Annotated in this window: 11 protein-coding genes; 8 read left to right on the top strand and 3 right to left on the bottom strand. The window is 62.9% G+C overall.

Going from position 1 to position 15047, the window contains the following annotated elements; translation table 11 throughout:
- The first annotated feature begins 60 nt into the window (after positions 1-60).
- From hypF to hypB, 7 genes are read left to right on the top strand one after another with little or no spacing between them, the layout of a single operon-like run.
- Positions 61-2457: a carbamoyltransferase HypF gene (gene hypF, locus ACPS74_RS05640; protein ID WP_029651405.1), complete on the top strand. Its 2397-nt coding sequence runs from the start codon at positions 61-63 to the stop codon at positions 2455-2457.
- A complete protein-coding gene (locus ACPS74_RS05635; RefSeq protein WP_029651404.1) occupies positions 2421-2717 on the top strand; it encodes a HypC/HybG/HupF family hydrogenase formation chaperone in 297 nt (98 codons plus the stop codon). Before hypF ends, ACPS74_RS05635 begins: the two co-directional genes overlap by 37 nt.
- 4 nt (positions 2718-2721) lie before the next feature.
- On the top strand, positions 2722-3411 hold the full coding sequence (locus ACPS74_RS05630) for a D-sedoheptulose-7-phosphate isomerase (protein WP_029651403.1): 690 nt from the start codon (positions 2722-2724) through the stop codon (positions 3409-3411).
- Positions 3408-4550, top strand: coding sequence for a hydrogenase formation protein HypD (hypD, locus tag ACPS74_RS05625; protein WP_029651402.1), 1143 nt, complete (start codon positions 3408-3410; stop codon positions 4548-4550). The genes ACPS74_RS05630 and hypD overlap by 4 nt, the downstream gene beginning before the upstream one ends.
- The gene (gene hypE, locus ACPS74_RS05620; RefSeq protein ID WP_029651401.1) at positions 4547-5614 is read left to right on the top strand and encodes a hydrogenase expression/formation protein HypE; all 1068 of its coding nucleotides are present in this window, start codon (positions 4547-4549) and stop codon (positions 5612-5614) included. The genes hypD and hypE overlap by 4 nt, the downstream gene beginning before the upstream one ends.
- A gap of 10 nt (positions 5615-5624) precedes the next feature.
- A complete protein-coding gene (locus tag ACPS74_RS05615; protein WP_018409037.1) occupies positions 5625-5963 on the top strand; it encodes a hydrogenase maturation nickel metallochaperone HypA in 339 nt (112 codons plus the stop codon).
- Complete coding sequence (hypB, locus tag ACPS74_RS05610) at positions 5963-6898, top strand: hydrogenase nickel incorporation protein HypB (protein WP_029651400.1); 936 nt, start codon at positions 5963-5965, stop codon at positions 6896-6898. Before ACPS74_RS05615 ends, hypB begins: the two co-directional genes overlap by 1 nt.
- Positions 6899-6921: 23 nt before the next feature.
- On the opposite strand, the gene ACPS74_RS05605 is transcribed toward hypB, so the two are convergent.
- The 3 genes from ACPS74_RS05605 to ACPS74_RS05595 are packed head-to-tail and all read right to left on the bottom strand — an operon-like array spanning position 6922 to position 13611.
- Positions 6922-7803, bottom strand: a complete 882-nt coding sequence (locus tag ACPS74_RS05605) for a transglutaminase family protein (protein ID WP_029651399.1) — start codon at positions 7801-7803, stop codon at positions 6922-6924.
- Entirely contained in the window at positions 7800-10313 is a 2514-nt protein-coding gene (locus ACPS74_RS05600) for a circularly permuted type 2 ATP-grasp protein (RefSeq protein WP_029651398.1), read from the bottom strand. Before ACPS74_RS05600 ends, ACPS74_RS05605 begins: the two co-directional genes overlap by 4 nt.
- On the bottom strand, positions 10303-13611 hold the full coding sequence (locus tag ACPS74_RS05595) for a DUF2126 domain-containing protein (protein WP_029651397.1): 3309 nt from the start codon (positions 13609-13611) through the stop codon (positions 10303-10305). Before ACPS74_RS05595 ends, ACPS74_RS05600 begins: the two co-directional genes overlap by 11 nt.
- A gap of 296 nt (positions 13612-13907) precedes the next feature.
- On the opposite strand from ACPS74_RS05595, the gene ACPS74_RS05590 reads away from it, so the two are divergent.
- Entirely contained in the window at positions 13908-14990 is a 1083-nt protein-coding gene (locus tag ACPS74_RS05590) for a zinc-binding metallopeptidase family protein (protein WP_029651396.1), read from the top strand.
- Positions 14991-15047 lie beyond the last annotated feature (57 nt).

Genomic DNA, 15047 nt, shown 5'->3' with positions numbered 1-15047 from the left:
GAACGCGAAGGACCTGTATCGCTATATCAAGATCAGCAATATGTGAGGCTGACAGGGATCATGAGTTTTGCGGCGGTAGAGCCATCGCAGGCGCTCGAATTTCGGGTGCGCGGGCGTGTGCAGGGGGTGGGCTTTCGCCCGGCGGTCTGGCGCATGGCGCGTGAACTGGGGCTTGCCGGCGAGGTGCTCAATGACGGCGAGGGCGTATTATTGCGCGTCAGCGGCGACCCGTCGCGGATCGCGACGCTGCTTCGACGAATCGAACGAGACCCGCCGCCGCTCGCACATGTCGACAGCATCGAAAGGCGATACTACAGCGGCCATCTGCCGCTAGATTTCGGTATCGCCGAGAGCATCGGCGGACCCGCATGCACCCAGGTGGCGCCAGATGCGGCGCTCTGCGGCGCATGCGCCGCGGAGCTGCGTGATCCAAACGAACGCCGCTATCGCTATCCATTCACCAATTGCACGCATTGCGGCCCGCGCCTCAGCATTGTGACGGCCATTCCGTATGATCGCGCGACGACCACGATGGCGCCCTTCGCCTTGTGCGCGGCATGTAAGGCGGAATATCACAATCCGAACGATCGCCGTTTTCACGCCGAAGCGGTGGCCTGCCCATCCTGCGGGCCGACCGCATCGGTTGTTGCGTTAGGCCAAGCGGAAGCGCCGCGCGCCGGCGGCGCCGACGCGGTCGAAATTGCAGCGCGTCTTATCGCGCGTGGTGCGATCATCGCCGTCAAGGGTCTGGGCGGCTATCATCTCGCATGCGACGCGACGAATGCCGAGACTGTCGCGCGCCTGCGCCGATTGAAGCGCCGTGACGCAAAGCCCTTCGCGCTGATGGCGCGGGATCTTGCCGTTATCCGTCGCTACTGCGCAATCGACGCCGTCGAGGAGCGCGCGCTCACAAGCGTTGAGGCGCCGATCGTGCTGCTGCGCGCAAATTCGGAGCATTTGCCTGAGGCCGTTGCGCCTCGACTTGCCACGTTTGGCTTTATGCTGCCGACGACGCCGCTGCATCTGCTATTGATGGATCAGTTCGAGCATCCGCTCGTGATGACGAGCGGCAATATCTCGGACGAGCCCGCCGTCGTCGATGACGCGGAGGCGTACCGACAGCTTGCCGAAATCGCCTCCTTCGCATTGACGCATAATCGCGCCATCGCCAATCGCGTTGACGACTCGGTTGTGCGAGTTATGAGCGGGCGGCCGAGGGTTCTTCGCCGCGCCCGCGGCTACGCGCCCGCGCCGCTGCGATTGCCGAGCGGCTTCGAAAAGGCGCCCGACCTGTTGGCGATGGGCGGGGAGCTGAAGGCGACCTTCTGCCTGGTCAAGGACGGTCAGGCCATCTTGTCGCCGCATCAGGGCGATCTCGAGAACGCGGCGACGCTGGATGATTACAAAAAAAATCTTGCTCTCTTTCGGAGCCTGTTTGATCATGCGCCGACGGCGATCGTCGTCGACCGGCATCCTGAATATCTGTCGTCGAAACTCGGACGCGCAGAGGCCGACACACGGGCCTTGCCGTTGATTGACGTTCAACATCATCACGCCCATGTCGCCGCCTGCTTTGCTGAAAATGGCCGACCGCTCCATGCGCCGCCGGCGCTCGGCATCGTGCTCGACGGATTGGGCTTTGGCGATGACGGGACGATATGGGGCGGCGAGTTCCTGCTCGCCGACTATCTTGGCTACGAGCGGCTGGCGCGGTTGAAGCCCGTCGCCATGCCCGGCGGCGCACAGGCGGTGCGCGAACCCTGGCGAAACCTCTATGCGCATCTTAGGGCCGCGGGCGCGTTCGAAGCGAAGCCTTCTGCGCCGGGCGATTGGCGCGCCTTGGAGGGCAAACCGCTTGCGACGCTCGACCGGATGATCGCCCAAGGCCTCAATTCGCCATTAGCCTCCTCGTGCGGACGTCTGTTCGATGCGGTCGCCGCCGCGCTCGGCGTTTGCGCCGACCGTCAGGCCTATGAAGGCGAAGCCGGGGCGCGACTTGAGGCGCTGGCGGCCGCGGCGCCAAACGAGACACGCGGCTATGCGCTGAGGATTGCCGAGTCGGAGCTCATCGACATCGACGCGGCGCCGATGTGGCGCGCAATTTTCGATGATTTGCGGCAGGGCGTTTCGGCGCAGACCATTGCGCGCGGTTTTCACCTCGGTCTGGCGCAGTCAATCACTGAAGTCGCCGTGCGGCTGGCGGCTGCGCGGCGATTTGAAATGGTGGCGCTGTCGGGCGGCTGCTTCCAGAACCGCCTGCTCTTCGAAAGCGTCTACGACGGTTTGTGCGAGGCTGGCTTCACGGTGCTCACACATGTTGATGCGCCCACCAATGATGGCGGGCTCTCGCTGGGTCAGGCCGTCATCGGCGCCGCGCATCTGATGAGAACCGACATGACAAGAGATGGAAAGGACGGCGCATGTGCCTCGGCATCCCCGGCTGCATCGTTAGCATAGACAATGCCGACGATCTCGTCGCGACCGTTGACGTGAGCGGGGTGCGCCGGCAGATCAACATCAGCTGCGTCGTGGATGAAGCGCATCCTGTGGAGTCGTGCGTCGGCGATTGGGTTCTCGTCCATGTCGGTTTTGCGATGAGCCGGATCAATGAGGCCGAGGCGGCTGAGACGCTCAGATTGCTGCAAGAGCTTGGCGAACTCCAAGCCGAACTTGAGACTATGCAAACGCTCACCGACGCAGTCGCGGCGGAGGAATAGGATCATGACCAGCAAGAGCGCATTGGAGGTCCTTTATCCGTTCCTGCATGGCAAGGAGCAGGATCCCGCCGCCGTCGATGCTGGGTTGCTGCACTCTATTGAAGAGAAAGCGCGCGAGTCGCGCGAGACCAGCGTGAGATTTTTTGGCGAGCAGGCGCCTGTCCTGCTCGACGCGGCGAAGGCGCTTGCCGCCGTTTATCGACGCGGCGGCCGGATGTTCACCATGGGCAATGGCGGCTCGAGTTGCGACGCCTCGCATGTGGCCGTGGAGTTTCTCCATCCGATCACCGCCGGTCGGCCGGCGCTTGCGGCGATAAATCTCACCGCTGACGTTGCGATGACGTCCGCGGTGGGCAATGACGTGGGCTTCGAGCATATTTTCGCGCGCCAAATCATTGCGCATGGCCGGGCGGGAGACGGGCTTGTCGGCCTCTCCACCAGCGGCAATTCGGCAAATCTGATCGCCGCCTTCGTGAAGGCGAGGGAGATGGGTCTGACGACCATTGGCTTTAGCGGCGGCGACGGCGGCAAGATGGCCTCTGGGATCTGCGATCATTTCCTCGTCGTGCCAACGACGTCGGTCCACCGCATCCAGGAGTGTCACGTTGCCGCCTATCACATCCTGTGGGACCTGGTTCACACGCTGCTCGCCGACGATCGCGGCTCGGCCATAAGCAAGGACGTCGCGGCATGAGATATGTCGATGAATTTCGCGATCGGGCGAAGGCGGACGTTCTGATCAAGGAGATCGAGCGCCTGCTTGCGCGAATCGGGCGCGATGAAAGTCGGCCGCTGCAGATCATGGAAGTCTGCGGCGGGCACACGCATTCGATCTTCCGCTACGGCGTCGAAGGGATGCTGCCGAAGTCCATCGAGTTGGTGCATGGACCCGGCTGCCCTGTTTGCGTTCTGCCGATGGGACGCGTCGACGATTGCGTCGCCATCGCCGAGCGTCCGGAGGTGATCTTCACCACCTTCGGCGACGCCATGCGCGTGCCGGGCTCACGCAAGAGCCTGCTGCAGGCGAAGGCCGACGGCTGTGACGTGCGCATGGTCTATTCGCCGATGGACGCGCTGGCGCTCGCGCGTAAAAATCCCGCGCGCGAGGTCGTTTTCTTCGGAATCGGCTTCGAGACCACCATGCCGTCGACGGCGTTGACCGTGCTGCAGGCGGAGCGTGAAGGGATCAAGAACTTTTCGATCTTCTGCAATCACATCACCATCGTTCCGACCATCAAGGCGATTCTCGATAGCCCGGATCTGCGGCTCGACGGATTTCTGGGGCCGGGCCATGTGTCCATGGTGATCGGCGATGCGCCCTATGAATTTATCGCGCGTTACTACAAGAAGCCGATGGTGATCGCGGGGTTCGAGCCTCTCGACATTTTGCAGTCGATCTGGATGTTGCTGAAGCAAATCGACGAGGGACGCTGCGAGATTCAAAATCAATATGCGCGCGTCGCGCCAGCAGGGGGCAACGCCGTGGCGCTGCAGGCGGTTGCGCAGGTTTATGAACTGCGCGAATTCTTCGAATGGCGCGGGCTCGGCTCCATCGATCACTCTGGCGTCAAAGTGCGCGACGCCTATGCGGGCTTTGACGCCGAGCGGAAATTCGCCGTGCCCAATGCAAGAATCGCCGATCCAAAATCCTGCCAGTGCGGCGAGGTCCTCAAAGGCGTCATCAAGCCCTGGCAGTGTAAAGTGTTCGGCCGCGCCTGCTCGCCGGAGACGCCGCTCGGCGCGCTGATGGTGTCGTCCGAGGGCGCATGCGCGGCCTATTACCAATATGGCGGCATTAAGCGGGGCCGCGACGACGAGGCGAGCGCCGCATGAACATGATTTCCATCCCGCCCCGACGTCCGCGCGGCAAGGTGCATGTGCCGATCGTCACGCTGGCGCATGGCGGCGGCGGCAAGGCGATGAAGGATTTGATCGACGACGTCTTTGTCGCGGCCTTCGACAATCCGCTGCTGGCGCCGCTCGACGATTCTGCGCGGATGGATCTCTTGGAGCTTGCGCAATATGGCGACCGGCTGGCCTTCACGACCGACTCATTCGTTGTCGATCCGCTGGTGTTCCCCGGCGGCGACATCGGCAAGCTCGCGGTCTGCGGCACGGTGAACGATCTCGCCGTGGGCGGGGCGCTTCCGCTCTATCTTTCCTGCGCAGTTATCATCGAAGAGGGCGTCTCGATCAATTTTCTGCGGCAGATCGCAAGGTCCATGGCGGCGACGGCGCAAGAGGCCGGGGTGAAGATCGTCACCGGCGACACCAAGGTCGTGAACAAGGGCGCCTGCGACCAGATGTTCATCACCACGACCGGCGTTGGCGTCGTCGCCGCCGGCGTCGAGCTTGGCGCGCATCGCGCGAAACTCGGAGACGCGGTGCTCGTCAACGGACTTCTCGGCGATCATGGCGCGGCAATTCTAGGCGCGCGCGGCGATATGGCGTTGCAGTCGCCGATCGAAAGCGACTGCGCGCCGCTGCAGGGCCTTATCGCAAGCCTGCTCAATGCGGCGCCGAACACGCGGTTCATGCGCGATCCGACGCGCGGCGGAGTCGCGACCGTGCTCAATGAAATCGCCGAAGCGGCACAGATCGCCATAGACATTGACGAGGCGGTCACGCCGCTGCGCGATGAGGTGCGCGGCTTTTGTGAAATTCTCGGCCTCGATCCGCTCTATCTCGCCAATGAGGGGAAGATCGTCGCAATTGTTCCGCCCGACGAGGCCGAGCAGGCGCTCGAGGCCATGCGGGCGCATCCGCTGGGCCGACAGGCGGCCGTCATCGGTAGCGTCGTCGCGGGCGAGCCGGGCCGCGTCACCATGCGCACGATTTTCGGCGGCCGGCGCATCGTCGACATGCTGGTCGGCGAGCAACTACCGCGCATCTGCTAAAGGAGCCGACGTGCACGAACTCTCGATCGTTTGCAGCATTGTCGAACTGGCGTCGCAGGCCGCGCAAGGGCGTAGCGTGCGCCGCGTGACGCTCGAGATCGGCAAACTGTCGGGCGTCGAGCCGCAGGCCGTCGCGTTCTGTTTTCCGGAAGTCGCCCGAGGCACGCCGGTTGAAGACGCGACGCTGGACATCCGCGAAGTCGACGCCGAGGCGCGCTGCGACGTCTGCGGCGCGGAATTTCCCACGCCCGACATGCTCTCGGCGTGTCCATGCGGCTCTCGTCAATTCCAGCGCCTGCGCGGCGAAGAGCTGAACATTAAGAGCATCGAAGTCGAAGAGGCTGCATAATGTGCACGAGCTGTGGCTGCCGAGGGCAGGGGACTACGATGACCAATCTGCAGACCGGCGTGCGTGCGGAGATCGCGGCGGGGCCGGAGCATGACGGCGCGGCCCATTCGCATGGGGAGCATGGCCATGGTCATTTTCACGGCGAACATCAACATGCTCATGATCATCATCACGGGCACGAGCAGGGTCATGCACACGGGCATGATCACAGCCACGCGCATGCGCACGATCACAGCGATCATGATCAGGCGCACGAGGATTCCCACCGTCGCCTCGACCTGGAAGCGCGCATTCTCGCGAAGAACGACGCGATCGCCGCCAAATGTCGCGCCTGGCTTGCGGGTCGCGAGATCCTGGCGCTCAATCTCGTCAGCTCGCCCGGCGCGGGAAAGACGACGCTGCTCGAGCGCGCCATCGCCGACCTCTCAGGCGAACTGCCGCTGTTCGTCATCGAGGGCGATCAGGCGACGTCGAATGACGGCGAACGCATTCGCGCCGCGGGCGCGCCGGTGGTTCAGGTCAACACCGGCACGGGATGCCATCTCGACGCGGAAATGATCGCGCGCGCGCTTTCCGAACTCAAGCCGAGCGTCGCTTCGCTCGTCTTCATCGAAAATGTCGGCAATCTCGTCTGCCCGGCGCTGTTCGACCTTGGCGAGCACGCCAAGGCGGTCATCTTTTCGACCACGGAAGGCGAAGACAAGCCGCTCAAATATCCGCATATGTTCAGCGCCGCGAAGCTCGTCATCTTCAACAAGATCGACCTTCTGCCGCATCTGGATTTTTCGATGGAGCGGGCGAGGGAGAATATTCTCCGCGTCAATCCGGATGTTGAGATCGTCGAAGTCTCCGCCAAGACCGGCGCGGGCATGCGGCAGCTCTACGACTGGATTCGCGCGCAGCGTACGGCGGTGAAGGAACAGGCGCTTGTGTAAAGACAGCGGTAAGGGCGTTCTTCCTAAATCGCTGCTTCTTTCACGTCGACGCTGACATCCAAATCTTGATCGCCGGCGCCGATGATCACGCCGTCGATCGGCGAAACATCCGCATAGTCGCGTCCGATGGCGATGGCGATATGGTCGTTGCCGACGACAATCGCGTTCGTCGGATCAAGGTCGAAGAAGCCAAATTCCGGGCCGCACCACACCGAAACCCACGCATGGGTCGAATCGGCGCCTTCCAGCCGCGCCTGGCCTGGCGCTGCGAAAGTTCGAAGATAGCCGCTGACATAAGACGCCGCCAATCCGACGCCGCGCAAAGCCGCGATCATGATATGCGCAAAATCCTGGCAGACGCCGCGACGGCGTTCGAACGCCTGCGCGATCGGCGTCGCGATATGCGTCGCATCCGGATCGTAGGCGAAGTCGGCGTTGATGCGCTGCGTTAGTTCGATTGCGCCTTCGAGGATCGGCCGCCCGGGCGAAAAGCTTTCGCGCGCATAATGCGTCGCCGCGTCGAACAACGGCGCAAAGCGGCTTGCATAAATGTAATGGGCGGGAGAGGAGGCTGCGAGCGAGTCGGACGCGTAGGCGGCGTTCCTCACGATTTCCCATGACGGCGTCAGCGCCGGCGCAGGCGGCGGCGCCCGTTCGACGGCGACGCGCGCCGCGAGGGCGATCTGCAGCTTCGTGTGGGGCTTGAGGATGCGGGCTTCGCAGACCCGGTTTCCGTGAAAGTCGATCCTCTCATTGAGGATTTCGGCCGATGGCGACAGCTCAATACGATGGGACAGCACTGTTTGGCCGCGATCGTTGCGCGGGATCAGGCGCATGGCGCAGCGCGCCGAAGCGACCGGCGCGTCATATTTGTAGATCGTGCGATGGGCGATATCGTAGATCACGCGATCCGCGACGGCTGAGAATTTGCTGCGCCATCGGCGCCATGCGTGAAATAGCGCTCGGCGATTTTGTCGGCGAGAGACATCAGGCGTTGCTCAAACCCAAGAATGATCGCGGCGTCCAAGCGGCGCGCATCTTCCGACTCGAGTTCGGCGCGCAGCTTGACGGAGAGTCGCCGCGGCGGCTCCATGACTCCATCGTCTCGCAGAGTCGGCAGCGCCGCGAGATGTTCGTCGATATGCATCGCCTGGAAGAGGACGGATCGCGGATTGAACGGATCGAGCATGGCCATGTCGAGAACAGGCGCCAGTGCGGCGCCGGCGATGTAGCGGGAGCGATAGGTGATCTGCGAATCGAGTAGATCGAGCAGGGCGTCCAGCGTCTCGACCGTCGCATCGTCGCCGGCAAATTGCCGGGCGAAGCGGCACGTCCCGATGGCGCGTTCGATTCTGCGCCCGAGATCGATAAAGCTCCAGCCGGCGACGCGATTGAAATTTTCGTCGATCAGTCCGGACAAAGCTGCCAGCGTATGGAGCGAACGCTCCACAATTTCGAGCGCCTCGGGCTCCGTTATCGCGCCGGCGCCGGCGCGCGTCAGGCGTGTCTCGATACGTCCGATGAGTTGCCAGACATCTTGGGACAGGCGCTCGCGCACGATCGACGCCGCGCGTCTCGCATTGCGCACGACCGACAACGCGGAACCGTAATCGTCGGCGCCGGCTGCCGCGGACCATGCAATCTGCGTCGGGTCCATGTCCGGCGCGTCTTCGGGGGCGGCGCCCCAGGCGATCAGCAGTCGCGCAAGCCGCTCGATCGACTGGCGCCCTTGCAGATCGATGTGCTGGAGTTCGCCCAGCCGCGCCCCGAGCGACCGCACGACGCGCAATGTCGCTTCGGCGCGCTCGAGATAGCGTCCCATCCAGAAAAGATTATCGGCGGCGCGGCTCGGCAGATTGCCGAGCGCGCGCACGATCGGCGGATCCTCGTCGGACGGAAGCAGCGTCGACCATTCGATCGGATGGCTCGTCAATACCCAGACGTCGCTCGATTGCGCGCCGGCGTCCATCGACACAGCGCGCGCATTAAGCCGGTTGGAGACTCGGCAGAATCCGCCGGGCATCACCGTCCAACCGTCAGCCGTCGCGGCGGCGAAAACGCGCAAGGCGAAAGGTCTCGGCGTCAGCCTGCCCTCGGCCCAGGCTGGCGTCGTGGAGAGATTGACAGGTTCCTGAGCGACATAGTCGACGCCGCGCTGATTTATGGCGTCGATCAGACGCGCGCGCTCCTCGCTGGAGAGCGCATGACCGAGCGCCTCACGAAGGTCGCCAAACCCCGGGAGCCTGTCGCTGAACGCCCCGCTGATCGCGTAGTCGCTCAAGGTCTCGACAATTTGATTGCGGGCGCTTTCGCGTCCGCACCACCACGTCGCGACATTGGGAAGTTTGAGGCTCTCGCCGAACAGGCGTTGCGACAGCTCCGGCAGGAAACTCATCAGCGCGCGCGATTCGATGAGACCGGCGCCGGGCATGTTCGCGACGACAACGGCGCCGCGACGGATGGCTTCGAACATCCCGGCGACGCCCAGACGCGACGCGGCGTTCTGCTCCAGCGGGTCGCACCAGTCAGCGTCGACGCGACGCCAAATCGCATCGGCGCGCTTCAAGCCGGCGATGGTGCGCACATGCAGCTTGCCATCGCTCATCACGAGATCTTCGCCTTCGATCAGCGTAAGGCCGAGATAGCGGGCAAGGTTCACCTGTTCGGAATAGGTCTCGCTCCAAGGGCCAGGCGTCAGCAGGCAGATGCGCGGATCAACGCGTTGCGCCGCGCCGGAGATGCTCGCACGAAATTCTCGGAAAAACGGCGCGAGGCGCTCGACGTTCATGTCTCGATAGAGACTTGGCAGAGCGCGCGACAGGATCATCCGATTTTCTAAGGCGTAACCAGCTCCCGAAGGCGCCTGCGCGCGATCGCCGAGCACACGCCAGGCGCCATCGGGCCCGCGTCCGATATCGGCGGCGTAAAAGCGAAGCCAGCGTCCGCCGGGCGGCGCGACTCCGCACATCGGTCGAATGAAGTCAGGCGATCCCGTGATGGCTGCGGCCGGCAGGGCGCCCTCAGCGACAAGCCGCGCCTCGCCGTAAACGTCATGCAGGATCTGATCGAGAAGTTCGGCGCGCTGTGCGACGCCAGTCGCAATATCGCGCCACTCTGATTCCGGGATCAGAAGCGGCAAACGCCCTAACGGCCAACTGCGCTCCTTGGTTTCTCCGTGAACCCGGTAGGAAATTCCCATGTCGTCGATGCGGCGGCCGGCTGCGGCGAAGCGTTGCTCAAGGCCGATATCGCCGAATGCGGCGAGCGATTCGAGGAACTGGAGCCAGTGCGCACGCGGACATCCATCTGGGTCGAGAAGCTCATCCGGCGCGTCGTGCATCGGCGCATATTGAGCGATCCAGGCGGCAACGCGCTGCGACGCCTTGTCTGCTTCAATCGGTCGCTCAGCGGACAATGCTCCTCCGAAGATCCAGCGTCAGCGGAAACTCTTGGCCTGGCTCCTCGCGCGGCGGATCGACAGGTCCGGGCGTGTGCCCATGATCCTCAAATCGCGCCAAGCGCCGCGCTTCGGCTTCGTTACTGTTAACGGGGAAGGCGTCGTAATTACGGCCTCCAGGGTGCGTCGCGTGATACACGCAGCCGCCCAGCGAACGCCTGCTCCAGCAGTCGATGACGTCGAAGGTCAATGGCGCGTGGACCGGCAGCGTCGGATGCAGGCCGGAGGGCGGCTGCCAGGCCTTGAAGCGAACGCCCGCCACCGCCTCGCCGGGGACGCCGGTGCTGGTCATCGGGACACGGCGTCCGTTGCAGGCGATCATGTGCCGGCCGGGAACGAGGCCCTTCGCTTTGACCTGCAGGCGCTCAAGCGACGAATCGACGTAGCGCACCGTGGCGCCATTCGCGCCTTCTTCACCCATCACATGCCAGGGTTCGAGCGCGCCGCGGATCTCCAGATGAACGCCGCCGTGCTCGACGTTTCCAGCGAGCGGAAAGCGGAATTCCCGCTGCGCCTCAAACCATTCCTCTTCGAAGGCGTAGCCGGCGCGGCGCAGATCATCGATAACGCCAAGAAAGTCGTGCCATACGAAATGCGGCAGCATGAATTTGTCGTGCAGCGCCGTTCCCCAGCGCACCAGATCGCCGTGCTGCGGCTCCCGCCAGAACCGGGCGACGAGCGCGCGCAGCAACAGCTGCTGCGCCAGACTCATGCGGGCGTCGGGAGGCATTTCGAAGGCGCGGAATTCGACGAGCCCGAGACGCCCGGTCGGTCCGTCGGGCGAATAGAGCTTGTCGATGCAGATTTCGGCGCGATGGGTGTTGCCGCCGACATCGACCAGCAGATTGCGGAACAACCGATCGACGAGCCACGGCGGCACATAGCCTTCGCCGGGAGACGGCACCTGCGCCAACGCGATCTCCAGCTCATACAGCGAGTCGTGCCGCGCCTCGTCAACCCGGGGCGACTGGCTGGTGGGGCCGATGAAGAGTCCGGAGAACAGATAGGATAATGAGGGATGCCGCTGCCAATAAAGCACAAGGCTCTTCAAAAGGTCGGGGCGGCGCAGGAAGGGCGAGTCGGCGGGCGTTTTGCCCCCAAGCACGACATGATTGCCGCCGCCCGAGCCGATCTGCCGGCCGTCGATCATGAATTTGGCCGTCGTCAACCGCGCCTGTCGCGCGTCCTCATAGAGCGCGGTCGTCGTTTCGACGGCCTCCCGCCATGTGGCGGCCGGGTGAATATTGACTTCGATGACGCCAGGATCAGGCGTCACCTTGATCACTTCGAGGCGCGGGTCGTCGGGCGGCGGATAGCCTTCGATATAGAGCGGCAGCCCGGTCGCTTTGGCGCTCTCTTCCACCGCCTCGAGCAGTTCGAGATAATCCTCGAGCGTTTCGACGGGCGGCATGAACACGCAGAGATTGCCGTCTCGTGGTTCGATGGTGAAGGCGGTGCGCACGGCGCCTTCGACAATGGACTGTTCGTGCACGTCCTGGCGCGCTGGACCCCCGGACGTCGCCCCGCCGCCTAGAATGCGGCGAAAATGTCCGGGCTCGGGCAGCGGCTCGCGGGGCGCGAAGGGATCCTGCGGATAGATGAACGGATATTCGCCTTCGGGAAGCTTGGGCAAGGATGCGACGGGAAGCCGCAGTCCGATAGGCGAATCGCCCGGCGCCAAGAACAGCTTTCCGCGTCGCAGCGTCCACTTCTCCGAGGTCCAGCGCGACTGGGAGTCGGCGCGCGCATTCCAGCGCTGAATCGGCAGGACGAAACCCGTCGGCTTGCTCAGGCCGCGCTCGAACACCCGCATCATGCGCGAGCGTTCCTCCGCATCGTCGATCTTGGGATCGCAGGGATCGACATTGATCGGGAGGACGCTCTCCTTGACCATCCAATGCGCGGGATCTTCGTAGGCCGGCAAAGCGTGTTCGGCGCCCACCCCGAGACGCTCCGCAAGATCCTGCACAAAGACTTCCGCTGCTGCCGTGGTCGCGCCTTTCGGCTCGGCGATATCGGCGATCAGTTGCGGCTGCGACCAAATCGGCTTGCCGTCCCGGCGCCAGTAGAGCCCGAAGGCCCAGCGCGGCAGGCTTTCGCCCGGATACCATTTGCCCTGGCCGTAATGCAGAAACCCGTTTGGCGCAAAGCGCTCGCGCAGCTTGCGGATAAGGTCGTCGGCCCGCTCTCGCTTAGTGGGGCCGGTCGCCGCCGTGTTCCACTCGGAGGACTCGAAGTCGTCGATCGAAACGAATGTCGGCTCTCCGCCCATGGTGAGGCGAACGTCGAGCGCCTTAAGGTCCGCGTCGACCCTTTCGCCCAAGGCGTCAAGTCGGCCCCAGGCGTCGTGGGAAAAGGGCGCGGTGATGCGCGGCGCCTCATTGATGCGATCGACGCGCATCTCGAAACCGAATTCGACCTGGGCGGGCTCTACGAGGCCCGACAGAGGCGCGGCGGAGCGATAGTGCGGCGCGCTGCATAGCGGCAGATGACCTTCGCCGCAAAACAGTCCCGAAGTCGCGTCGAGACCGATCCAACCAGCGCCAGGCAGAAAAACTTCCGCCCAAGCGTGCAGATCGGTGAAGTCGTGATCGGTTCCCTTCGGGCCTTCAATCGGATCGACATCGGCCTTTAGCTGGATGAGGTAGCCGGAGACGAAACGTGCCGCGAGACCGAGCTTGCGCAAGATCTGAACGAGAAGCCAAGCGGAATCGCGGCACGAACCCGATCCCAGCGCGAGAGTCTCTTCCGGCGCCTGCACGCCAGGCTCCATCCGGATGACGTAGCGAATGTCGCGGTGCAGCCGCGCGTTGAGTTCGACGAGAAAATCAATTGTCCGCGTTTTTTGCCGCGGAAGGCTTCGGACGAAGTCTTCCGTCAGGGCGCCCACATCCTCGGGGTCAAGATAGGCGGCAAGCTCAATTTTCTGTTCATCGGGATAAGCGAAAGGGAACTCTTCGGCATAAGGCTCGATGAAGAAATCGAATGGATTATAGACGGCGAGATCCGCCAGCAGATCGACCTCTATCTTGAATTCCCTCGCGCTATCGGGGAACACCAGTCGCGCCAGCCAATTTCCGTGCGGGTCCTGCTGCCAGTTTATGAAATTTTCCGAAGGCGCGATCTTGAGCGAGTAGCTCAAGATTTTCGTGCGGCAATGCGGAGCCGGGCGCAGACGGACGATCTGCGGACCGAGCACGACCGGGCGGTCATATTTGTAGTGGGTGATGTGGTGAAGGGCGATCTGGATCGACACGTTAATCAGCGTCTCGTTTCAGCGTCATTCTCTCAAGAACTGACGCAGGGCCACTGCCGGGACTTTAGCGGGGCCGCGCCGCGCAGTGTCAATCTGAAGAGCCGCCAAAATGGCGGCTTTGTCCGAAATTGCGGCAATAAGCCTATCAGGTGAATACAGGCTGCGCATTCAATTGGCGCCGGTATAGGATGCTCCGGAAGACCGAGGGTCCCGAGCGACCACCCCGCTCTGTCTGACCAGGAACATTCCGCCAGAAGCGCAGTTAAGGCCGCAAGCGCGGTTCGGAAAGATCCTCCATGAAAGCCTTTCGATGCCAGGTTTGCCGCCAGAGCATACTTTTTGAGAACACCAAATGCGAGAGTTGCGGGCACACGCTCGGCTATTTGCCGACGCATGGCGAGATGACCGCCGTCGAACCCGTCGGTAACGGATGGCGCGCGCTCGCTGACGGAACCCGCGAATATCGTTTCTGCAAGAACTGGGAGCTGCACGGATGTAATTGGATGGTCGAGAAGGGCGGTCCCTCTGAGTATTGCCTCGCCTGCCAGCATAATCGAATCGTGCCTGACTTGTCGGACGACAAGCGCCACGCGGCGTGGCGGAAAATCGAAGCCGCCAAACGACGGCTCTTTTACAGCCTGATCAGACTGAATCTTCCTGCGCCAACGGCTTCAGAAAACGACGGCGAACCGCTGGTCTTCGATTTCTTGGCGGAGGAGCCATCGCAACGACCGGTGATGACGGGCCATGACTCCGGCCTGATCACGATCGCTTTGAAGGAAGCCGATGATCCGGTGCGAGAGAAATTGCGCGACAAGATGGGAGAGCCCTATCGTACATTGCTTGGGCATTTCAGGCATGAGATCGGTCATTATTATTGGGATCGCATCGTGCCGCACGCCGAACATCTTTGGCCATTTCGAGAACTCTTTGGAGACGAGCGGGAAGATTATTCCGCCGCCCTCAAGAGACATTATGAAGAAGGGCCGCCAGCCGACTGGCGACAAAAGCACATAAGCGCATACGCCTCTTGTCATGCGTGGGAGGATTTTGCGGAAACCTTCGCGCATTATCTCCATATCGTCGACACGCTCGAAACCGGTCGCAGCGCAGGGCTCGTGGTGCGGCGGGATGACGGTTCTCCGGCGCGGGTCGATTTTGATCCCTACGGCTATCCCGACATCAATGAGATGGTCGATAGTTGGCTGGATATTTCGTTCGCGTTGAACAACATCAACCGATCGATGGGGCAGCCAGATATCTATCCCTTCGTGATCTCGCCGGTCGTGAAAGAGAAACTGGGCTTTGTCCAAAGCCTTCTCATGGATCACGCCCAGCGCCACGCCGCTGTGGCCGCGCCGCGCGCCGCGTGTTGCTAATCCATCCCATTGCGATACAGGCCAATTCGCAGGCGAAGCGCTCTTGAGCTGTGACGA

This window comes from Methylocystis sp. SB2 (assembly GCF_049817085.1).
GTDB lineage: Bacteria > Pseudomonadota > Alphaproteobacteria > Rhizobiales > Beijerinckiaceae > Methylocystis > Methylocystis rosea.
Note: the sequence above shows the minus strand (reverse complement) of the source record. Positions and strands in the feature narration are given on the sequence as shown.